The organism is Salinispira pacifica (assembly GCF_000507245.1).
GTDB classification, from domain to species: domain Bacteria; phylum Spirochaetota; class Spirochaetia; order DSM-27196; family Salinispiraceae; genus Salinispira; species Salinispira pacifica.
In genome coordinates this window covers 2,279,212-2,299,707 of sequence record NC_023035.1, presented here as the reverse complement: position 1 = coordinate 2,299,707, position 20,496 = coordinate 2,279,212, and the positions used below count along the sequence as shown (strand labels likewise).

Annotated in this window: 19 protein-coding genes; 13 read left to right on the top strand and 6 right to left on the bottom strand. The window is 51.3% G+C overall.

Annotation, left to right across the window (positions count from 1 at the left end; translation table 11 throughout):
* Window positions 1-95: 95 nt before the first annotated feature.
* Complete coding sequence (locus L21SP2_RS10170; RefSeq protein WP_024268419.1) at window positions 96-1,286, bottom strand: tetratricopeptide repeat protein; 1,191 nt, start codon at window positions 1,284-1,286, stop codon at window positions 96-98.
* A 185-nt stretch (window positions 1,287-1,471) separates the two neighbouring features.
* Between L21SP2_RS10170 and osmF the strand changes: the two genes are divergently transcribed.
* From osmF to L21SP2_RS10150, 4 genes are read left to right on the top strand one after another with little or no spacing between them, the layout of a single operon-like run.
* Window positions 1,472-2,428, top strand: coding sequence for a glycine betaine ABC transporter substrate-binding protein OsmF (gene osmF, locus L21SP2_RS10165; protein ID WP_024268418.1), 957 nt, complete (start codon window positions 1,472-1,474; stop codon window positions 2,426-2,428).
* A gap of 12 nt (window positions 2,429-2,440) precedes the next feature.
* The gene (locus L21SP2_RS10160; protein WP_024268417.1) at window positions 2,441-3,661 is read left to right on the top strand and encodes an ABC transporter permease; all 1,221 of its coding nucleotides are present in this window, start codon (window positions 2,441-2,443) and stop codon (window positions 3,659-3,661) included.
* Complete coding sequence (locus L21SP2_RS10155) at window positions 3,658-4,755, top strand: ABC transporter ATP-binding protein (RefSeq protein ID WP_024268416.1); 1,098 nt, start codon at window positions 3,658-3,660, stop codon at window positions 4,753-4,755. Before L21SP2_RS10160 ends, L21SP2_RS10155 begins: the two co-directional genes overlap by 4 nt.
* Window positions 4,752-5,543 carry an ABC transporter permease gene (locus L21SP2_RS10150; RefSeq protein WP_024268415.1) on the top strand — a complete coding sequence of 264 codons (792 nt, stop codon included), beginning with the start codon at window positions 4,752-4,754 and terminating at the stop codon, window positions 5,541-5,543. The genes L21SP2_RS10155 and L21SP2_RS10150 overlap by 4 nt, the downstream gene beginning before the upstream one ends.
* Window positions 5,544-5,683: 140 nt before the next feature.
* Here the strand turns inward: L21SP2_RS10150 and L21SP2_RS10145 are convergent, their stop codons facing one another.
* The gene (locus tag L21SP2_RS10145; RefSeq protein WP_024268414.1) at window positions 5,684-5,884 is read right to left on the bottom strand and encodes a cold-shock protein; all 201 of its coding nucleotides are present in this window, start codon (window positions 5,882-5,884) and stop codon (window positions 5,684-5,686) included.
* 267 nt (window positions 5,885-6,151) lie between these two features.
* On the opposite strand from L21SP2_RS10145, the gene L21SP2_RS10140 reads away from it, so the two are divergent.
* The 7 genes from L21SP2_RS10140 to L21SP2_RS10110 all read left to right on the top strand — a co-directional run bounded on the left by L21SP2_RS10140 (window position 6,152) and on the right by L21SP2_RS10110 (window position 14,716).
* Window positions 6,152-7,303: a PP2C family protein-serine/threonine phosphatase gene (locus tag L21SP2_RS10140; RefSeq protein ID WP_024268413.1), complete on the top strand. Its 1,152-nt coding sequence runs from the start codon at window positions 6,152-6,154 to the stop codon at window positions 7,301-7,303.
* Between the two features lie 391 nt (window positions 7,304-7,694).
* Window positions 7,695-8,159 carry a diaminobutyrate acetyltransferase gene (gene ectA / locus L21SP2_RS10135; RefSeq protein WP_024268412.1) on the top strand — a complete coding sequence of 155 codons (465 nt, stop codon included), beginning with the start codon at window positions 7,695-7,697 and terminating at the stop codon, window positions 8,157-8,159.
* A gap of 27 nt (window positions 8,160-8,186) precedes the next feature.
* Window positions 8,187-9,494: a diaminobutyrate--2-oxoglutarate transaminase gene (ectB, locus tag L21SP2_RS10130; RefSeq protein ID WP_024268411.1), complete on the top strand. Its 1,308-nt coding sequence runs from the start codon at window positions 8,187-8,189 to the stop codon at window positions 9,492-9,494.
* The gene (locus L21SP2_RS10125; protein ID WP_024268410.1) at window positions 9,491-9,895 is read left to right on the top strand and encodes an ectoine synthase; all 405 of its coding nucleotides are present in this window, start codon (window positions 9,491-9,493) and stop codon (window positions 9,893-9,895) included. The genes ectB and L21SP2_RS10125 overlap by 4 nt, the downstream gene beginning before the upstream one ends.
* An 11-nt stretch (window positions 9,896-9,906) precedes the next feature.
* Entirely contained in the window at window positions 9,907-10,827 is a 921-nt protein-coding gene (thpD, locus tag L21SP2_RS10120; RefSeq protein WP_024268409.1) for an ectoine hydroxylase, read from the top strand.
* Between the two features lie 17 nt (window positions 10,828-10,844).
* On the top strand, window positions 10,845-12,356 hold the full coding sequence (locus L21SP2_RS10115) for an aspartate kinase (protein ID WP_024268408.1): 1,512 nt from the start codon (window positions 10,845-10,847) through the stop codon (window positions 12,354-12,356).
* Window positions 12,357-12,607: 251 nt separating this feature from the next.
* The gene (locus L21SP2_RS10110; protein ID WP_024268407.1) at window positions 12,608-14,716 is read left to right on the top strand and encodes a C45 family peptidase; all 2,109 of its coding nucleotides are present in this window, start codon (window positions 12,608-12,610) and stop codon (window positions 14,714-14,716) included.
* 33 nt (window positions 14,717-14,749) lie between these two features.
* On the opposite strand, the gene L21SP2_RS10105 is transcribed toward L21SP2_RS10110, so the two are convergent.
* Together L21SP2_RS10105 and L21SP2_RS10100 are read right to left on the bottom strand one after the other, a co-directional pair.
* A complete protein-coding gene (locus L21SP2_RS10105; RefSeq protein ID WP_024268406.1) occupies window positions 14,750-15,622 on the bottom strand; it encodes an SDR family oxidoreductase in 873 nt (290 codons plus the stop codon).
* On the bottom strand, window positions 15,619-16,227 hold the full coding sequence (locus tag L21SP2_RS10100; RefSeq protein WP_024268405.1) for a thioredoxin family protein: 609 nt from the start codon (window positions 16,225-16,227) through the stop codon (window positions 15,619-15,621). The genes L21SP2_RS10105 and L21SP2_RS10100 overlap by 4 nt, the downstream gene beginning before the upstream one ends.
* A 340-nt stretch (window positions 16,228-16,567) precedes the next feature.
* Between L21SP2_RS10100 and L21SP2_RS10095 the strand changes: the two genes are divergently transcribed.
* Both L21SP2_RS10095 and L21SP2_RS10090 read left to right on the top strand, forming a co-directional pair.
* Window positions 16,568-17,158 (top strand): FMN-binding protein, encoded by a 591-nt coding sequence (locus L21SP2_RS10095; RefSeq protein WP_024268403.1) that lies wholly within the window; start codon window positions 16,568-16,570, stop codon window positions 17,156-17,158.
* Between the two features lie 144 nt (window positions 17,159-17,302).
* On the top strand, window positions 17,303-18,190 hold the full coding sequence (locus tag L21SP2_RS10090) for a rhodanese-like domain-containing protein (protein ID WP_024268402.1): 888 nt from the start codon (window positions 17,303-17,305) through the stop codon (window positions 18,188-18,190).
* A gap of 215 nt (window positions 18,191-18,405) precedes the next feature.
* Here the strand turns inward: L21SP2_RS10090 and L21SP2_RS10085 are convergent, their stop codons facing one another.
* Both L21SP2_RS10085 and L21SP2_RS10080 read right to left on the bottom strand, forming a co-directional pair.
* Window positions 18,406-19,602, bottom strand: coding sequence for a hypothetical protein (locus L21SP2_RS10085; protein ID WP_024268401.1), 1,197 nt, complete (start codon window positions 19,600-19,602; stop codon window positions 18,406-18,408).
* A 112-nt stretch (window positions 19,603-19,714) separates the two neighbouring features.
* Window positions 19,715-20,482 (bottom strand): CAP domain-containing protein, encoded by a 768-nt coding sequence (locus L21SP2_RS10080; RefSeq protein WP_024268400.1) that lies wholly within the window; start codon window positions 20,480-20,482, stop codon window positions 19,715-19,717.
* Between the last annotated feature and the right edge of the window lie 14 nt (window positions 20,483-20,496).

Genomic DNA, 20,496 nt, shown 5'->3' with positions numbered 1-20,496 from the left:
CAGTGCACAAGGACCTACGTGTCTAATTGCCCGCGGGACTGTATACACATGAGTACAGAGCAGCCGGCCCTGCCGGACCGACCGGAACTGCCTCCTTACTCCAATGCCTCGGCTGCCTGACTGTCTCCCAGCGCCGTGTATAATGCTCTGGCCCGTTTTCCGGCTTCCTCTGCCATGGGGCTTTCGGGATAAAACCTGATCAGTTTGGCGTAGGCGGTGGCGGCATTTTGTATATCACCCTGTCCCGCCCATGCCCGGGCCATGGAAAACAGCACCAGATCCCCCTGCAGCGGCTTTTCCCCGCTTCCCAGGTACCGGTTTGCCATAAGAAACAGCTCGGACCTCAGTCCTTCGTGCTGCAGTTCCGGCAGCAGGGTGACCAGGTCCGGATACCCGTACCCGCTTTCCCCGGCACGTCCCAGCTCTTCCCAGAGAAGTTCACGGTCATCCTCCCAGGCAAGGGCCTGGCGGGATGATAATATATCCACCACAAGAGATCCGACTTTCTGCTGCCACTGAGTTCCCTCTACGGTATATGCGCTGAGAAGCTGAAGCACCGCCCGTTCGCTTCTGCCCCTTCCGTACTCCATCACCCCGTGATAATAGAGGGCTTCCTGAAGATCTTCCCGGGGAAAATCTCCCCAACTGGAACTCATGGCAATTCTGTGAAGTCGTCCCCGGAGATATTCCCGCACCGCAGGATCATCCTGAACAAAGTAGCTTCTCAGCTGTTCAATTTCATCTTCGCCTCTGCTCTCATGCTCCACCTTGAGTCCATGGTGATAAATCACCCAGTTTTTTTCTTCAAGGGCCACATGATATGCACCCAGCACATCAACACCCCATAGGACCATATTGAGGAATGCCCCGCTGCCGAAAAGAAATGCGTTCACCTTCAGGCTGTCCCATTCCTCTGCACTTAAATCCTGTCCGTTCCACACATCCCGGAAATCCTGCCACTGCCGGATTACTCCTGCCGCCATAAGCCCGTACCCGGCGGCCCTGCCTCCGGCTACTGCGGCTCCTGCATATGGCCGGTCCACACTGAAAAAGCCGTAGCCCGGGGCAATCAGACTCATTCCCACGGTGAAGAAATCGATATTCCGGTTCAGAGAGCGGAATTCATCGTAGGTCATGGTTACGGGGATGCCCTGCTCAAGTTCCGGGGGTATATCCCGGAAAATAAAGGGAAGAAGATCCATCTGTGCATGAAGGGGGAGAATCCCGCCCAGAAGTACTGCCAACAATACAATGCTGAGTTTCGGTACGAATGAGTTTCTGGTCATATATTATATTGTACCTCACCAGACGGGGAGTGCAATATATGAATGAGAACTAATTTCCGGTTTTTCTCTTTACTTTTATCCTGAGCATAGTACTCTAAATATGTACCCCGAAGCGGGGTTCGCTGCGGTATATATCAGACCGCATCGCTCATATGCACCATATGTGCGTTCAGCAAGGAGGTATTATGCGACGTTCTTTCAGGCTCATTTCTGTTTCTGCTCTTGTTTTGCTGCTCATGTTCAATGCTGCAGCCGTGCTGTTTGCCGGCGGCAATGCTGAAGATGAGGAGTTGAAGGGACCGGTTACAGTTGGATCGAAAATCGACACCGAGGGTGCTCTTCTGGGAAATATGATCGTTGCCCTTTTGGAGGACAACGGCTTTCAGGTGAACGACAGGACCCAGACCGGTTCCACTCCTGTGGTTCGGGAAGGAATCACAACAGGCGAGTTGGATATATATCCGGAATACACCGGCAATGGGTTTTACCTTTTCAGCGGTGAGACGGAAGCGGATGTATGGAAAAATCCGGACAGTGCGTACGAAACGGTGAAGAAACTGGACTACGATGCCAACTCCATTGTATGGCTCCAGCCGGCTCCGGCCAATAACACCTGGGCCATCGCTCTCCGTGAGGATCTTGCGGAGGCGGAAAATCTCCAGACTCTTGAGGATCTTGCCGCATATATCAACAACGGCGGGGAATTCAAAATTGCCGGAAGCGAGGAATTCATATCCAGCGAAGCCGCACTGCCGAGTTTTGAAGAAGGCTACGGCTTCTCCCTGGGAGAAGAGCAGCTTCTGGTGTTTTCCAGCGGCAATACCGCACTCACCGAACAGGCTGCCGCAGAAGGCACCGAAGGTGTGAATGCGGCCATGGCCTACGGTACCGACGGCCAGCTTGCTGCACTTGGACTGGTGGTAATGGAAGATACCCGTGGCGTGCAGCCGGTGTATGAACCTGCACCCATTGTGAGAGAGGAAGTGCTGGAGATGTATCCGGAAATTGCGGATATTCTCGAGCCGGTGTTTGCCAGTCTTGATCTGAAAACCCTTCAGAGTTTGAATGCGCGGATTGCCGTGAACGGAGAGGATCCCCGTACGGTAGCGGAAGATTATCTGAACAGCAACGGCTTTCTCTGATCCGGACCCATAATGAATGTCCGGGATAGACAGCAACACAAGTATTCAATACTGGCGGTGATAATTTTCACCGTCAGTTTTATTTTCCCCTTTGCGGATATCCGTGAGAACCGTGTGGCCGGGAGCGTTCCCCTCTGGGCCGGAGATCTGCTTTCCCGTACCGGACCGGGCGGTGTTCTGCTGCTCATGCTGCCGCCGGTGCTGCTCATACTGGCCATCCTTTTGCGAAGATCCGGAAGATTCTCCCGGGAAGCGCTGTGGCTGAGAATTATCCCGGCGCTGTTGCCCGGATTGAGCATTCTGACGGCGTTTTGGGTTCTCTCGGGAATTCCCGGAGCATATGAAGAGTTTCTCGGGGAGTTCGGCCGGGTGGGAATGGGGTTCGGATTTTACCTGTTTATTCTTGCGGGAATTGTTCCCCTGCTCTCAGACCGTCCGCCCAAAGGCGGGGCCTGGATCGCCCTGGGGGTGTTTCTCATCACCTCAGTGCTGCTGTACACCAGCTCGGCGCTGGACTCCCTGGGCATTATCAGGGAAGCGTCCAACCAGCAGCGGCGGCTGCTGAAAGAAATCGGGAATCATATCAGTATCACCCTCTCCAGTGTGGGAATAGCCGTAGTTATCGGTGTGCCCGGAGCCTTTATCTCCTATCAGTACCGGCGGATCCGAAATGCGGTTTTTCCTGTGCTGAATGTACTCCAGACCATCCCCAGTATTGCTCTCTTCGGGTTGATGATCGCCCCTCTGGCGGCATTATCCAGGGCTATGCCGCTGCTCAGGCAGATGGGGCTGCGGGGGATCGGAAATACGCCGGCGATCATCGCACTGAGCATGTACGCGCTGTATCCGGTTCTCCGCTACAGTTATACGGCCCTTTCCGAGGTGGACGGCAAGGTGATTGATGCGGCCAGAGGGATGGGGATGAATACCATCCAGCTCTGGGGTATGGTGCGCCTTCCTTTGGGAATTCCGGTAATTCTTCACGGAATCAGAGTAGCCCTGATCCAGACTCTGGGCAATGCAACTCTGGCGAAGCTTGTCGGCGGCGGCGGTCTGGGTGTATTTGTATTCGAGGGGCTGGGGCAGGCCTCATCGGATATGGTGCTCCTGGGGATGTTCCTGATTATCGCTATTACCCTGGTGGCTGACCAGCTGCTCACGGTTCTCATACGGCTGCTCACACCCAAGGCTTTACAAAACCAGTACTCCGCACAAACGGGAGAATCCCAATGATTAACATTGAACAGTTCAGACAATCCATACTCAATACCAAGTCTGCTATTGAAATGACCGATGTGGGAGTTCATTACGGCAGCAAGGAAGCGCTGAAACAGGTAAATCTGAAGATACCCAGAAACCGGGTAACGGTTCTCATCGGGCCCAGCGGCTGCGGAAAATCAACAACCCTCCGCAGCATTAACGGGCTGGTTCCCGTGTCACGGGGCAGCATCACGTATCCGGGACTTGATACGTCTCTGGATGATATTGTTGAACTGCGAAGAAACATGGGGTACGCCATCCAGTCGGTGGGACTGATCCCCCATCTCACGGTTTGGGAAAACGTGAGTCTGGTCCCCCATCTTCTGGGCTGGGACAAGGCCCGTCGCCGGGAGCGAAGCAGTGAACTGCTGCAGCTGGTCAAACTTGATCCCGGCGAGTATATGGAAAAGTTTCCCAGTCAGCTGTCCGGGGGTGAAGGGCAGAGGGTGGGGGTCGCCCGTGCTCTGGGCGCCGATCCCCATGTGCTTCTCATGGATGAACCCTTCGGTGCGGTTGACCCCCTGAACCGGGAAACCCTCCAGGATGAATTCATCCGCATTCAGAGGAAGCTGAAAAAAACCGTGATTTTTGTCACCCATGATCTTGAAGAAGCGGTGCGGCTGGCCGACTATCTGGTGATCATGAAAGATGGCGAAATTGTTCAGGCGGATCATCCCGAGGCAATTCTGGCTGAGCCGGCAGATGAATTTGTGGAACAGTTTTTGGGGCCTGACAGAGCTCTCAAACGTCTTACTCTGTTCACCGCCGACCAGCTTTCGCAGCCGCTGTACTCTCCGGAGGGGGCCGCCCCCCTTCCCGAAGGCCGCTGCGTATGGGAAACCGATGGCGCCGGCATTCCGGTGGGAGTACGGGCAATGGTTCGGGGCAAAGAGATCAGGCGCAGCATTGAACCGGGGAATCAGACGGTACGGGAGTATTCCTCCCTGAAAGAGTGCATGTCCCGCATTCTGAGTCTGGGCCTCCCTGCGGTTCCGGTGGTGGATGATGATCTCACCCTCAGAGCTGAACTGCGTTATGAGCATATACAGGAAGTGAGTCTGCAATGATAAAAGGATCAGCGGGAAAACAAGCAGGACTTGGATCCTGGGCGTTGCGGGGAAATTTACTCCGGGCGGGTTTTATAATCCTGACGGCGGTGTACATTCTCTTACCCGGCTTTCAGGAAGCTGTGCTCTCACTGCTGTATCCCGGGGAAAACCAGTTTCTCCACAGCAGAGTGAGTCTGGCGCGAATGACCCTCATCCATATGGGATTAACGGCGGGAGCGACTCTGCTGTCGGTGGGCGCAGGGGTGATCCTGGGGGTGACGGTTACACGGCGAGGCGGGAAAGATTTTCAGACCATGCTGAAGCGGATTAACGGGTTTATCCAGACCTTTCCTCCGTCGGCAGTAATTATTCTTGCCTTTCCCTTCCTGGGTTTCGGATGGGAGCCCACAATGCTTGCTCTGTTTCTGTATTCCCTTTTCCCGGTGGTCGGCAACACAATAGTGGGGTTTCAGAGTATTCGCCCGGGAATTCTCGATGCGGCCAGGGGCATGGGGATGAATGAATCCCAGCGTCTTTTTATTGTGGAAATGCCCCAGGCTCTGCCGTTAATTTTCACAGGCATCCGCCATGCTTTTATATTGAATCTGGGGACTGCGGCAATAGGTGCGGTGATCGGCGCCGGCGGTCTGGGCACCATCATCATCAGCGGATTGACTCTTCAGAACTCTGCCCTGGTGCTTTCGGGAACCATTGTCACCATTGCACTTGCATTCGGCGGTGAAATGCTCATTAACAGGGTTGAATCTCTTCTTTCCAAAGGCGCAGCAGGAAGCTCCGGAAGATAAGAATCTGAGGCGGCTCTGTCTACCTATCTGTCTGTCTTTCTGTCTGTCTTTCTGTAATTCATGCTCTGCATAAAAAAAGCCGTTCGAATCATAAGATTCGAACGGCTGCATATTCGATGGTTTAGACCGAAATTGCGGTTTTAGAGTTCCCGTACGGAAACGGCCCGGGGGCCCTTTTCGCTTTCTTCTACCTGAAACTCAACGGTTGCGCCCTCACGAAGAGTCCGAAAGCCGTCTGCTACAATTCCAGTGTGATGTACGAAAATGTCATTTCCGCCTTCTCTGCTGATAAATCCGAAACCCTTGGTTTCGTTAAACCATTTTACGGTACCTTGTTCCATAAAATTGCTCCTTAAAAAGTATTAATACTGCGATAGGACCACATGATATGCTGCTTGTTCATGTATGGCCGTGTTATCACATAAGGAACAACAGGGGGTCATAATGACATAAGTACAATCAATATCCTGATACCTACGATGCGTATCAAATAAACAGTACTCCATGTTTCCCCGGATGTCAATTCAGAACGTGTAAAAAGAAGCCTTTTTCGATATTTTCTTATCAGGAATGTTGCTTTTCACAGATTCAGGCATGAGAATATCAGTATGAACCAACAGCCAAGCCTTGTATGCGTCGATGATGAAGAGCAGATCAGAAAAGCCCTGAGGCGGGAACTGGAGTCCTGGCTGAACCGTCAGGGCTGGAACTTTCATGCCTGTTCCGGTGGTGAAGAGGCCCTGGAACTGCTTGCCTCGAATTCCAACACGGCGATTCTCCTCAGCGATCTGAAAATGCCCGGAATGTCCGGCTCAACCCTGGTGCAAATGGTTGCTGACCGCTATCCCGAAGTGGTTACCATGCTTCTGTCCGGGTATTCTGATGTTCAGGAAATCAGTCACAGCATTCGGGCGGGGATATCCGCCTTCATCCAAAAACCCTGGGACAATTCTTCACTGAAAGCCGAAATCGCCCGGGCCATTACCCTGTATAATATCAAGAAGCAAAACCGGGAGTACCGCAGCTATCTGGAAGAAGAAATACTATGGACCAAGCGGATTCAAAATATCCTTCTGGAGAACAGCGTTGATGAAGATATTCCCGTTCTTGCATCGTTGACTTACCTGCCTATGGATTCCACCCGCTGCGGTGGGGACATGTACTGGATTCGCCGTCTGAAGAATGACAAATTTCTGGTTGCGCTGGCGGATGTATCTGCTCAGGGGGTGAAGGGCACATATTTTGCTGCCAGGCTGAAACAGATAGCTGATAGAATTCACAAGAATAAACCCGCACTGTTATCAAGTCCCGACCATTACCTAAGCGAAATAAATAATCAGTTGTATGAGAAGAATCTTGAGCTCCCGGATCTGCTGGTAGCCCTACAGGTTCTGGTGTTTGACATCAATGCTTCCACGCTCCATTATGCCAATGCGGGGCATCTTCCGTTTTTTCATATCAGTGAAGGAGAAATTCACTCCGAGCATCTCACATCACCGGGCCTGGGTTACAAGCCCGGAATTACCTACCGGGAGCGTCTCATCGGCCTGAAGCCAGGTGACAGAATTATCATGCACACGGACGGTCTTCTCAAAGACAGCAATTCCGGGGTTGCCCATAACTCTCAAAGTCTGATCAAGCTCATACCCGACCACAAAGGGGAGGACTGGGTGAACCTGTTTATCGACGGGGTAAAAAATACCCGGGAACAGCGGCGGTTCTGGGACGATGTTACCGTAATTGATCTGCAGGTGGAGTAGAGATGCCGCCCCGCAGACCCTATCGCTCCACGGAAACCTCACTGATCCTGTAAGCTATTGCCCAAAAAGTATTTACTTCCGCTTCCCGGTGCCATGTGCTGATAATATCCATAGAGAACAAACGAAATACCTGAACGGGTATATAAAAAATATTCGTGTACAAATGTCTATTGAAAGAGTATTGAAATAAAACTTTCAACACAACCTTCAATATATGCTGAAAATACCTAAAAAAAGTCAATAAAACACCCTGTTGAATTCTGTGTCATGAAAAATAAACCGGTTTATCTACATCTATGTAGGTTTTCCCACTTGAATTATTATTTAGGATACTATATATTAGGCCCCGATATATGGGGGGTAAATGGAAGAATCATCAGTAGTCGTTCGTATGCCTGAGGCAACAGATGGAAGCAGAGTGTATGACCTTGTGGCGGCGTCTCCGCCCCTGGATCAGAACTCCATGTATGCCAATCTCCTTCAGTGCAGTCATTTTGCCGGAACATCCGCGGTGGCCGAATCGGACAACAGACTGCTCGGCAGTCTCAGCGCATACCTGATTCCCGGCAGGGAAGATACGCTGTTTGTCTGGCAGGTTGCTGTGCATGAAGATGCCCGAGGCATGGGGATGGCTTCACGAATGATCGACCATATTCTTTCCCGGCCGCTATGCTCGGGTGTACGGTTTATCGAAACTACAATCACCAGGGATAACGGCGCATCGAGAAAACTGTTCGCATCCATCGCCCGACGGCGAAAATGCGAAATTGCTGAAACGGAATTTTTCACCAAAGAACGCCATTTCGACGGAAGACACGATTCGGAGTTTCTGTTCCGCATCGGTCCTTTCGCCTGAATTCGGCGCTACATTACAGGAGTTTATATGAAGATTTTTGACGAGATTGAATCGGAAGTTCAGTCATATGCCAGGTCCTTTCCCAGAGTATTCACCAAAGCACAGGGTGAATATGTGTACGACAATGAGGGGAAGCGCTACCTCGATTTTCTTGCGGGTGCGGGAACCCTGAACTATGGGCATAATAATCCTCTCTTTAAAAAAGAGCTGATGGATTACATCCAGCAGGACGGTATCACCCATGGTCTGGACCTCCATACCAAGGCCAAAGGTGAGTTCATGGAAGCATTTAATGAAATCATTCTGAAACCCAGAGGTCTGGAATACATTCTCCAGTTTCCCGGGCCCACCGGAACCAATGCCGTAGAGGCTGCGCTGAAACTGGCAAGAAATGTGACTGGCCGGGAAAACATTATCTCTTTCACCAACGGGTTCCACGGGGTGAGTCTGGGATCCCTAGCAACAACCGGTAACTCCCACCACCGTGGTGCTGCCGGGGTGAGTCTCAACGGCAGTTCTCGTCTGCCTTATGACAGATATCTGGGAGATGATATCGACACAACGCATTATCTTGACAAGGTTCTTTCAGATTCCAGCAGCGGTATCGACCTGCCTGCAGCGGTGATAGTTGAAACCGTTCAGGGTGAAGGGGGAATCAACGCTGCCAGCGCAGAATGGCTTAGAAATCTCGAGCTTGTATGCCGAAAGCATGATGTTCTCCTGATTGTTGATGATATACAGTCAGGCTGTGGACGAACCGGGGATTACTTCAGTTTTGAAGATTCGGGCATCAAGCCTGACATTGTTACTCTTTCCAAATCCCTGGGAGGATTCGGACTCCCGTTCGCCATGGTGATGATCCGTCCCGATCTGGACCAGTGGAAGCCCGGCGAACATAACGGTACCTTCCGCGGAAACAACCATGCTTTTGTAACCGCCAAGGCAGCCATAGAACATTACTGGAGAGATGACAGTTTCAGCAAGGATATTAAACGCAAGGGTGATTATGTTGCCAAGCGACTGGATGCCATTGTTGAAAAATACGGTGAGGGCAATTTCACATCCAAGGGACGGGGTATGTTCCGCGGGATTAATTGCATAAACGGTGAAATCGCCGGAAAAATCACCCACAAAGCCTTCAAAAAGGGGCTGATCATTGAAACCAGCGGTGCAGACGATCAGGTTGTGAAGTTCCTCTGTCCTCTGGTTATCTCCGACGAAAATCTGAAGGCCGGCCTGGATATTGTTGAGGAAGCGGTAAAACAGGTATGTGCGGCTGAAGACAGCATTCCCGAAGAAACAGATTACTTTGACGATGAGAGGGCTATTTCATGATTGTACGGAACCTGAAAGAAGCAGAATCCGGGAACAGAAGAATTGTGTCTCCTGACGGCAACTGGGAAAGCACCCGGATGCTCCTGAAAGATGACAATATGGGCTTTTCTTTCCACATCACCACCATATACAAGGATGCGGACTTTTATATGCATTATCAGAATCATCTGGAGTCCGTGTACTGCATGTCCGGCCGGGGGGAAGTGGAAACCCTGGATGACGGGAAACGATATCCCATAGAAGCCGGAACCCTGTATATCCTTGATAAACACGACAGGCACATTCTCAGAGCGTTTGAAGAAATGAAAATGGCATGTGTGTTCAACCCTCCACTGACAGGGAAAGAGGTGCACAATAAAGAAGGCGCCTACGAGCTTGAGGCGGAAACCATTTCATCTTAGGAGGAGTTTTTATGTCATCACAGGATCCGTATCCCAGCAGGCTGCGAGAAAAGGGAAGAAGTATTCCCCGCCAAGATCCTGTTATTCATTGGCCTGGTGGAAGCGACCGGGCCCACGGTCCCCTTGAAGCCAGTCTTGTTAAGCAATTTGAAACCGACGGGTTTTTAATTCTGGAAGACCTGTTCAGCACTTCGGAAGTTGAGTCATTCCGTGAAGAGCTGCTCAGGCTTTCCGGGGATCAGGAGATTCGGGAATCCGGGGAGATTATTACCGAACCGGACAGCGGTGAGGTACGATCCGTGTTCCGCATACATGAGAACAGTCCACTGTTCAGCGATCTTGCTGCCGACCCCCGGCTTGCAGGAATAGCCGCTCAGATTCTCAACGATGAATTGTATATTCATCAGAGCCGGGTGAACTATAAGCCGGGCTTCAGAGGGCGGGAGTTTTACTGGCATTCGGATTTTGAAACATGGCACAGCGAAGACGGCATGCCCCGAATGCGGGCGTTAAGCATGTCAATCGCGCTCACAGAAAACTTTGAGTACAACGGACCGCTGATGCTTATTCCCGGTTCACATAAGACGTTCATTGCCACAGAGGGCGAAACTCCTGAAGAGAATTTTAAGTCTTCGCTGAAGAAACAGGTGGTGGGCGTACCCTCGGATGACCAGGTGCGTAAACTGGCCGGGGAAGGGGGAATTGTTACGGCAACCGGAAAACCGGGCTCGGTTATCATTTTTGACTGCAACGTGATGCATGGTTCCAACGGAAATATCACCCCCGAACCCAGATCCAATGTGTTTTTCGTCTATAACGCCATGAGCAACTCGCCGGTTGAGCCGTTTAACGGCCAGGACCCACGTCCTGAATATATAGCAACGAGAAAGACAATCCGGACGCTGAAACAGACCGCAGCTCAGTTGTCCTGAAAACGAAGAGAGATATTATGAAAGAGATACAGATTCAGTCATTACAGGATACCCCCTCATCGGAAAGCGATCAGGCATCGGGGAATCGGGGTGTTCATACCGTCGAGAAAATCGGCGGAACTTCCATGAGCAATTACGCCGCGGTCCGGGATAATATTGTAAAAAAACCGGCCTCAGGAGATTCCCTGTACCAGAGGATTCTGGTGGTTTCCGCATACGGCGGAATTACCGATAAGCTTCTCGAACACAAAAAAAACGGCAAGCCGGGAATTTTCAGCCTTTTTGCCAACAGCACCGGAGAGGACAGCTGGCACCAGGCCTTCCGCGAACTGAAAATCCTTCTCTACCGCATCAACAAGAATTTTTTCGGGGAAGGGGAGCTTCTTGAGGAAGCGAACCGCTTCATCGATGCCCGCCTTGCATCCGCTTCAGGCTGCCTTACCGACCTGGACCGTCTGTGCCGCCACGGACATTTTTCCCTGGACGAACACCTTTCCACAGTTCGTGAAATGCTTGCCAGCATCGGTGAAGCCCACAGCGCCTGGAATATGGCCGCTCTACTGCGCAGAGACGGGGTAAATGCCCGTTTCGTGGATCTGACAGGATGGCAGACCAGCAGCCACATTCCCCTGGACGAGCGGATTATTCAGGCATTCAGCCCGGTTGATCTTGAGACGGAACTGCCCATCGCCACCGGCTATGCCCATAGCGAGAACGGCCTGATGGCAACCTTCGACAGAGGTTACAGCGAGATGACCTTCAGCCGGATTGCAGTGCTCACCGGCGCCCGTGAGGCCGTTATTCATAAAGAGTTTCATCTCAGCAGCGCCGACCCCAAACTTGTGGGCGAGGAGAATGCGGTGCCCATTGGACGTACAAACTACGACGTGGCGGATCATCTTGCCAATCTGGGAATGGAAGCCATTCATCCCAAGGCGGCAAAGGGGTTGCGGAAGAAGAATATCCCTCTGCGTGTGAAGAACACCTTTGAGCCCGAACATACCGGGACATTGATCACCACCGACTACAGCAGCGATTCTCCCATGGTTGAAATTATAGCTGGACGCCGGGGAGTGTACGCCCTTGAAGTTTTTGATCAGGAGATGGCGGGTAATGTGGGCCGCTATGAACAGGAGATTCTCAATCTCATTAAGAAAATGCGGATCTATACCGTGGCAAAGGATATCAACGCCAACACGGTTACCCATTATCTCGCCGCCAGCCTGAAGGTGGTAAAGCGTATCCGGTCGGTGATCGAAGAGATGTTCCCGGAAGCCGAGGTTGATCAGAAGAAGGTGAGCATCGTTTCGGTGATCGGAACCGATATGAGCGAAGCCGGCATGCTCTCCCAGTCTGTGCGCAGCCTGGCGGAAAGCAATATTAATGTGTTGTCGGTACATCAGAGCATGCGGCAGGTTGAAATGCGCTTTGTGATTGCAGAAGATGATTTTGATCAGGCCGTTAAGTCGCTCCACTCCCGATTGGTGGAAGTTCATGATCACGGCAGGGCAATTACCCTGGCCCAATAGATTGATATTCCGATAACGCAGCGGAGGGAGCCTTCATACGGAGAGCCCTGCAAACTCTCTTCAAACTGCCGGACATCAGCCGGGAAACGTCCGGCCCTTAAAGCCAATGAAGAGACCGGTTCTCCGCCATGAACATGGATTTTTTAAATAGTCTCCAGTATAGTTGATATATCAGCACCGCGAATCCGAATTATTACGGTTTTCTCACATCCCGGGACGGCGGTGCTGTATCTCTTCGTTTGGAGGCTGATATGAAACAGCGGCCCTTTGAAATGTATTGGACTCTTCCCCGGCTGCTCTACGGTCTGGTATCTGCATTATCGGTGCTTGCCTTTTTGATTCTTGCGGCTGTCCTTACATTCATTGACCAGTTTACCCACGGCTACAGGCTGCTGGTATCGTTCATGTTTTCCCTGTTCCACCCCTCCGCACGAAAAGATATCAGGAACATGAACCGCTTTACCATCGGCCGCCGTTCCGTGCTGCAAAAGTACCGCTGTACCCTGCCGCCCCGGTATGATCCTCTTATCCGGCAGCTGGAGAAGGACGGGTTCAACTCCAGCCGCCTGGTTGCCGTTGAGGCCGACGGGCGAAGGGCCTTCTCGATTCCACAGGGCAGCAGCGAAAAGTATCTCTACTACCTGGAGGGCCGTCCCGCCCAGGCCGGTTTCCTCATGGGAATTCTTGCCCCCGACAACATTCTTGCCATGAGCAGGGAATACAGCAACAATGTGATCTTCTCCACCTTCGGATTGAAAAAATGGCCCAGTTTCCGGAAAGTGGTTGGAAATCTGCTCACTGAACTGGTGTTTCTCCGATCTGCTGTGAGCATGCACAATATTCCCTGGGAACTGAGTGAAGAGATGTACGGCATGTACCGGGGAGCACGGAAGTCCCGTCCTGTCTTGTTCCGGGATCTGGTTGCCCTGAATTATGGTGTGGATACCATTCTTTCTTACGTATACGATGTGGCCGGTTTTCTGGGCCTGCAGTACCGTCTGGAAGAGTATCAGGACCCCTTATCCTGCAATTCCTTTGCTGCACAGGGAACAATGACCCAAAACGGTCACATGCTCTTCGGCAGGGATTTTATGTTCAGCACCTGTGATGTGTTTAACCGCACCGGAGCATATCTTCTGTATAACCAGGAGGGATCTGCACCCTATCTGGGGTTCGGTGCACCGGGCTTCGCAGGATCTGTGGTGGGGCTGAATCCCTACGGGCTCTCCATGGGGGTGCATCTGGCCGCCGGTGGAAATGTGCGCCGGGGGGTACCGGGGCTGAATTCCCTCCTTCTGGTCCGCCATGCCCTTCAAAACAACCGAAGTCTCCCGGATCTGGTGGAGTGTATCAGCCGGGATAACAGAGGGGTGAGCTATCTGTATCCTGCAGCTCAGGGCGACGTGCACCCTGACTTTGCCGAAGTGCCTCAGACCGTGGAGGGGAACCACGGGGCGGCCCCGGCGGGGAAATTGAGTCCTCGGTACAACTACCCCTCCGCCTGTGTCATGGAGACCGGGGATTGTTTTCAGAAACGGGATTTTTTCGAATACCTTCCCCCGCGATTGCTGAATGAAGAGGGCTGTCTGCCCGACCCGGCAGATCTGGATTCCTATGATCTTCAAAGGCCGTTTCGCCGGGGGATGGTGGTGCGCTGGATGAACGATGAACCTGTTGAGCTGAACCTGGAATCCCAGAACCGCAATCTTTTCAGACTGTTCGGGCTCGAATATCAACCTGAAATGAATCAGCCCGGAGGAATGTTTGTCAGCTCCCGGGATATCCGCCGAATTCATCTGTCGCCGGGGCATGAAAAGGATTACATCGTTCCCTCGGTATTCTTTTTTCCCGGTGAACGGATTCTCCCGGACTGCATTATGGTGAGTAACCATTATATCAGTCCCCAGATGAGGCTGCTGTCCATGAATGCCTGGATCGGAGAACTTCAGCATATCCAAAAAAATGATGCTGAGAGTCAGTACCGCTACGATCTGCTGAATCAGAAATTCTGGAAACAGCGTGCCGAATCATCCAAACTTGATTTCACAAGCGCCAGGCAGATGATCGATTATCTCAATCCCTTTGAAAAGAGCTACGCGTCCCATCCGCAGGATGATGAGTATCTGCGGAATTCCGACGGCAGCTACGCCCGGTCTGAAAGCTATGATTTTTACGGATCCAAATATACCGCAAAACACGGTACACCGCTTACCGAACCCTCACAGCTGGAAATCAACGGCAGCATCAGTATTCTGGATCTGACCGACCTGAAATTTTCCAGTATATGGGGGTTTTATAACGACAGCTGGGTACAGGTTGATTTTTCGGCAATCCTCTCAGCCCTGAAACATCTGGGCTGAAATTCAGTATCCGGGAAAATCACCCGGAAAACATCACTGGAGACCCGGCAGTCCGGTGAGTTCCTCACTTACATGCCAGAGCTTTTCCGCCGCGGCCATATCCTTGGCACCCTTGCTGGTGCGGGCAGGTTTACAGCGGACAAAATACTCTCCGGAATATTCACCTGCCTCAGGGGAAGAGGCGAGCCAGACGCTGGTTTCTGCGCCCTTTTCCGGGGACTTGCCGAAATTGGTAAACCAGTCCAGGAATCCGTGAATCTTTTCGGATGACCGGCTCTTTCCGAAATTGGTGTTCACAAATCCGGGATGAACGCTGTTTGCACGAATACCCCGGTGTCCGAAATGGTGCATCAATGACCGGGTAAACAGAATATTTGCAAGTTTTGACTGACCGTATGCCTTGAAGGGCTTGAATCCGTTCTCCAGCATGAGATCATCGAAATGAATTTTACCCATGAAATGCGCCCCGGAGGATAGATTGATAATCCGCGCCCGGGAGGAGGGGATAATAATGGGCAACAGCATATTCGTGAGGAGAAAATGACCCAGGTGATTTGTGGCAAACTGGAGCTCATATCCGTCGGCACTGATTTCCCGCTCCTGGGTAATAATTCCCGCATTGTTTATCAGCACATCCAGCACCTGTACGTCATCCAGAACCCGTGCAGCGGCATTCCGGACCGATTCGAGACTGCTCAGGTCGATCTCCAAAAGAGTGACCTTATCATTTCCGCTGAAGCTGATAATTTCTTCAACCGCCCGCCTGCCTTTCTCCATATTTCTGCAGCCTGCGATCACCCTGGCACCTTTCAGCGCCAGGGCCTTGGCGGTTTCAAAGCCCACGCCGCTGTTTGCTCCGGTGATCAGCACCGTCTCATCGTTCATCGAATCCTGTTCTGGGTTCATTGCTGTTTCTCCAGTTTTTCAAGTATTTCCCGCACAGTCTCATCCCACATGCCCGAGCTGTACCACTCGCCCATCATATCAAGAAAATTCCGATACATCACGGCAAATTCTTTTTTTGCCTTCGGATCCTCCTTCTGAAGGGCATAGGTCCGGGTGAATTCCGGATGTTCCTTCTTCCAACGATCCTTTTTTTCTGCAACCGCTGCAGGAGCCTCAATCCAGCGGATCATTTCGTCCCCGTTCCGATTCCAGATTGAAACGGCAGGTATGTGATCATCTCCGTCCCGTTCGTACCGTTCTTTCAGCAAGGGAAATTCCGAACCGCGAAATATTCTCATTTCCACTCCCGCTTCCGAGAAAAGCTTCCCAAGAATGGGTGCGTTGCAGGCCCAGTCACCGCACCAGTCTTCGGTATTCACCGTGACCCGAAGTTCTCCAAGATTCTTCTTCAGCTCCTGCAGGCGCTGAACCTGATTGTCCTTCACTTCTGCCTTTTCCATGAGCTGCCGCACAAAGCTCCGGTAGTTTCTGGCACCGGAGACATACTCATCCATTGTCATGCCTTTGTTGAAATATTCATCGCTGAGAGTTGTCAGATAATCCATATATTCACCTCGTAATCGGAATGTGCAATCGGGTATGAATCAGATTATATCATACCTTTTCCGGAGCCATAACATATGCAGCCCATGGGCAAAAGGCAAGTTCTTCCAGGGTGGAGAAATTTCATCACCGGAAATAACGAAGGACTATCATGATTATTTATGTGAAAAGGTTCACAATAAAACGGTATGATTGTTATAAAAATATATTAGTAGGAATTTAAATAAATTTTTGCACCAAATTGTGAAATATAGCTTGCTAAAAACGCAGCTATGTCCTAATATACTTATATAGATAATTATTTATCTATATAAGTATATTACTCAGAAATAGGAGAAGCTTGTGAAAAAAGCATTCCTTATTGCAGTACTGCTGGTTGCAGCTGCAGTTCTTGTATCGTGCGGATCGGATTCAGACAATCAATCAGCGGAAACCCAGGAAGCGGCTTCGGGTGAGGGAATTCTTGTTGAAAACGCATTCTACTATACTCACGTAAACGGACATGAGGAAGAAACGGAAATGGTTGCTTTCGTTCCCTTCGAGTACGAACAGCTTGAAACCGTTAAGTATCAGGTTGTGTATATTGCCTGTACCTGCCGTGGACCCCAGGTGAACTACTGGTCGGTGGCTTACGTTGAACTCAGCAAGGAAGACGGATCAGTAACATTTATCTCCTGGGATGATGACTCCAGCGGTCACTACACCGCAGGAATGTACGGTGACAGCTATGTAACCTGGGACGGAATACCTGCCCACGAACTGCTGATGCAGTACACCGAAGACAATCTTATGGGCGGAACCCAGGAAGATATTAATGCCATCGAGCCCATGCATGGGGAAGTGGATGCCTACACCGGCGCTACCGTTACCCCCAATAATGCAGTGCGCATGCTTCAGGGACTGTTCGAATACCACAACGAACGGTATATGTAAGAAGATGCCCGCAGCAAAATGACGTTAACGCATCGTCCGTGCTGAGGACGCCCGGCAGAATCAGGGGGGAATCCCGAGACGATGCACCATACCAATGATGATTTTCCGGAATCTGTGATGATTCCGGACAAGAGGAGATATTACATGAAAAAACTCGCAATTGTACTTGCAGGTTTAATGATTGCCGTAAGCCTTATCAGCTGCGGAGGTTCAGCTGCTGAACTCAGCGGTAATGAAGATATCAGTATGGGAAATATCGATTCCTATCTTGATGCAGACGCCCGACTTATCGATCTTCGGAACTTCTCCGATATGTTCAGCGGCGGCTACATCGAAGGCTTCGAAGTGGTACCGTTTTTTGAATATCTGGAAGGCAGGGCTCTGGTTCGCAACAATGGCTGGGAATTTTCTTCAGCTGATATTGAGAGCAGCGCCATGCTGGAAAACGTGTTCGGTGAAAAAGATGAAGCGGTCATTCTCATGTGCGGTTCAGGCACCCGTGCCGGGTATGTGAAAGCTGCCCTGGAAGATCTCGGATACAGCAAGGTCTATAATGCCGGAGGCATCCGGGATTACGACGGTGAAAATAAGGTTCTGGGTGACGGTGAATATGCCGGTGTTGCAGCCCTCCCTGAAGAGGTGACAATGGACAATATCGATTCCTACCTCTACCGTCCCGGTGCGAAATATGTTGATCTGCGGAATGTTGCCGACAAGTATACCGCAGGCTACATCGACAGTTTCGAACTGGTATCATTCTTTGAATACCTCGATAACAACGCTCTGGTTCGTAACAACGGCTGGGAGTTCTCCGCAGAAGACATCGAATCCCGGGCAAAACTGCAGAATATTTTCGGAGCCCAGGACAGGGAAATTTTCCTGATGTGCGGTTCCGGCACCCGTGCAGGGTACGTTAAGTCTGCACTTGAAGAGATCGGATACAGCAAAGTGTACAACGTGGGTGGAATTGCCAACTACAGTGGAAATAACAAGATTCTCGGCGATGAGAACTTTGAACTCACCTTGTTCTAAATTGCCAACTGAATTGATGTTGTCCCCTGCGGTATGAAGCCGGGGACAAGTAAACCGGCGGAGAAATCCGTCGGTTTTTTTTGACAGTGCACCAAAGCTTGTAAAAACTTTCACCACAGTCTGGCCGATACGCTCCGAAATATCGATCCGGAATCCAGGCCGATTTCAGGTCCGAATCCAGCCCTGACCACCCCGTCTCTCACACTTCACTTCAGTCACACCCACACATGAAACGGCAGCCTTCGGCCTGAATCAATCCCCCGGTTTCGCCATCCAAGCAGCCAGGTCATCCTCTCTGGTTCCCACAAGCTGCACTTGTTCAGGAAAACTCTCCTGCTCCAGTGTTTCCTGATTACCTCATGAAGCTTCCATCCCGGAACTCCAAGCTGTTCTCCTCTGGTCTTCCAGTTTCCTTTTCTCTGATCCCGCACCCTCCGGGGCATGAGATAATTATGCACCATCTGATAAATGCTCAGCCGCACCATCATTGCTGCAGGAGATCGGGCGAACTGTACCGACTCCCGCACGTGGTTCGCCTGATTTTTGCGAAACTGCCGGTCCACATAATTCACCGGGAACAGCCGGTTTGACGGGGTGCGCGGCAGGGTGGATGAATGCTGACGATGATGTATCCGGGACCTGCCCTCAGGCACCTTCGAAAGGGCCCGAACATACGCCTTGTGATAGTCGGTATTCAGCGTAACATCCGGTATGTCTTTATCTTTCATGTATTTACACAAGTGGGTAAGAATGGACTGGACCGATTTCTCAACGGCATTTCCCGGAGCCTTGCCCAGGGTTTGCTCCAAGTCAGTTCGCTTCTGCCGCTGTCTTTCAGTCATCCGTCCTTTACGCCTCAGCTGGGAATATCCCATTGCGTATATCAACTCTGAGCCGCTTCCCACCAGGATATTGATGTTGTTGGGGAAGAACTGACTCACGCTGAAGGATTCAAAGCCGTCCAGGGCGAACTCATCTTCCGGTTTGATCAGCTTGCGCATATCAGAATGGATGGCCAGAAGCACACGGCAGATGCGTTCGTATCTGTTCTGGATCTGCTCATAGCGCATACCGGTGAAGCGGGTCATGTTGCCCTGTCCGCTGGAAGAGACAAGCTGGCGGATGAGGGGAATGTAGTCCACCGGCTTTTTCACGTAGTAATCCATGCGGAATGTCTGGAGGGAAAAGGTCTTGCCGCAATCCTGACAGCGGTAGCGCGGAACCCTGCCGAAGGCTTTGGTGAAGTAGCATCCATGAAACCTGAACCATGACTGATCATGGGGTTTCTGGTCTGCAAACCGGGGGCAATGGGGGTTTGAGCAGTGGGGGACCGGGCTGTGGTGAGTAAAATCAAGGGAATTTGTGCTGATTTGGGTCAGCAGTCTGGTGATGTATGGTTGTAATGTGTTCATAAACCATACACCGGAAAAGAATTACTGCTGCTTGTATTTGCTGTGTTTTTTTACAAGCTTTGGTGCACTGAAATTTTTTTAAACCGCCGAAACACCCGAATTCGAACATCTCCTATTCAAGGCGGAAACCCGGGGGAAGGGGATCCCTGCTTTCTCCGGGAATAACCGGAGTCCACCATTGAAAGTTCTGGGTAGTACGGAACTTGGGAAAGTAACCGGAATTCGCCTCCCGGTAAAAGAATGCCCCGGCACCCATCTCCACTGCGTTGGGGCTGAGCAGATTTTTGCGGTGTCCGAAAGATTCCATCCAGAGATTTACCGCATTTTTTGCAAAGCCGATATAGGTGAGCGGCTTGAGTGAATTGGCGGGATTATTGTCGTAGCTGTATAGATCCACGTCGTGAACATAGAATTTCCTCCCTTCTTCATAATCCAGGGCGAAATTAATGGCGATGTTTTCGGTAACCTGAGGATTGGTGATGCCGGCAAGGCTGCCCCGATTATTGGGCGAACGCCGCCTTGAGTCTCCCGAATAATGGGCGAACTCGTAACTTTCCACCATGAACAGGGAGTGATTGTATGCAGTAATCTCAAGATTGATATTCCAGGGAAGGGCATCCAGTCCTTCGCTCACTCTGGCCCTGTTGGATTCATAAAAGAGTGCGGCATGAAGCAGAGGGTAATCAATATCCGTAAAATTCAGTGCCTGTGAGAAGGGCGGATATTGTTCATAGTCTCTGTGAGTGTACAGCTCATACATCCGGGCGGACCAGAGAGACTCGCTGCGTGCATGCTCCACACGGTCCACCGGGTAACCGAGTTCGTCGTTGCCGGCGTGCAGCTCCTGGGGCTGAACCGGGAGAAGGAATATGCAAAACATGAGTGCACACCCCA

What these genes read in the sequence shown, in the direction of transcription:
- L21SP2_RS10115 (WP_024268408.1), top strand. Translation starts at nt 10,845, where the DNA reads ATGAAAGAGATACAGATTCAGTCATTACAGGATACCCCCTCATCGGAA.
- L21SP2_RS10155 (WP_024268416.1), top strand. Translation starts at nt 3,658, where the DNA reads ATGATTAACATTGAACAGTTCAGACAATCCATACTCAATACCAAGTCT.
- L21SP2_RS10090 (WP_024268402.1), top strand. Translation starts at nt 17,303, where the DNA reads ATGAAAAAACTCGCAATTGTACTTGCAGGTTTAATGATTGCCGTAAGC.
- osmF (WP_024268418.1), top strand. Translation starts at nt 1,472, where the DNA reads ATGCGACGTTCTTTCAGGCTCATTTCTGTTTCTGCTCTTGTTTTGCTG.
- L21SP2_RS10105 (WP_024268406.1), bottom strand. Translation starts at nt 15,622, where the DNA reads ATGAACCCAGAACAGGATTCGATGAACGATGAGACGGTGCTGATCACC.
- L21SP2_RS10110 (WP_024268407.1), top strand. Translation starts at nt 12,608, where the DNA reads ATGAAACAGCGGCCCTTTGAAATGTATTGGACTCTTCCCCGGCTGCTC.
- L21SP2_RS10150 (WP_024268415.1), top strand. Translation starts at nt 4,752, where the DNA reads ATGATAAAAGGATCAGCGGGAAAACAAGCAGGACTTGGATCCTGGGCG.
- L21SP2_RS10125 (WP_024268410.1), top strand. Translation starts at nt 9,491, where the DNA reads ATGATTGTACGGAACCTGAAAGAAGCAGAATCCGGGAACAGAAGAATT.
- L21SP2_RS10140 (WP_024268413.1), top strand. Translation starts at nt 6,152, where the DNA reads ATGAACCAACAGCCAAGCCTTGTATGCGTCGATGATGAAGAGCAGATC.
- ectB (WP_024268411.1), top strand. Translation starts at nt 8,187, where the DNA reads ATGAAGATTTTTGACGAGATTGAATCGGAAGTTCAGTCATATGCCAGG.
- L21SP2_RS10080 (WP_024268400.1), bottom strand. Translation starts at nt 20,482, where the DNA reads ATGTTTTGCATATTCCTTCTCCCGGTTCAGCCCCAGGAGCTGCACGCC.
- L21SP2_RS10170 (WP_024268419.1), bottom strand. Translation starts at nt 1,286, where the DNA reads ATGACCAGAAACTCATTCGTACCGAAACTCAGCATTGTATTGTTGGCA.
- thpD (WP_024268409.1), top strand. Translation starts at nt 9,907, where the DNA reads ATGTCATCACAGGATCCGTATCCCAGCAGGCTGCGAGAAAAGGGAAGA.
- L21SP2_RS10160 (WP_024268417.1), top strand. Translation starts at nt 2,441, where the DNA reads ATGAATGTCCGGGATAGACAGCAACACAAGTATTCAATACTGGCGGTG.
- L21SP2_RS10100 (WP_024268405.1), bottom strand. Translation starts at nt 16,227, where the DNA reads ATGGATTATCTGACAACTCTCAGCGATGAATATTTCAACAAAGGCATG.
- L21SP2_RS10085 (WP_024268401.1), bottom strand. Translation starts at nt 19,602, where the DNA reads ATGAACACATTACAACCATACATCACCAGACTGCTGACCCAAATCAGC.
- ectA (WP_024268412.1), top strand. Translation starts at nt 7,695, where the DNA reads ATGCCTGAGGCAACAGATGGAAGCAGAGTGTATGACCTTGTGGCGGCG.
- L21SP2_RS10145 (WP_024268414.1), bottom strand. Translation starts at nt 5,884, where the DNA reads ATGGAACAAGGTACCGTAAAATGGTTTAACGAAACCAAGGGTTTCGGA.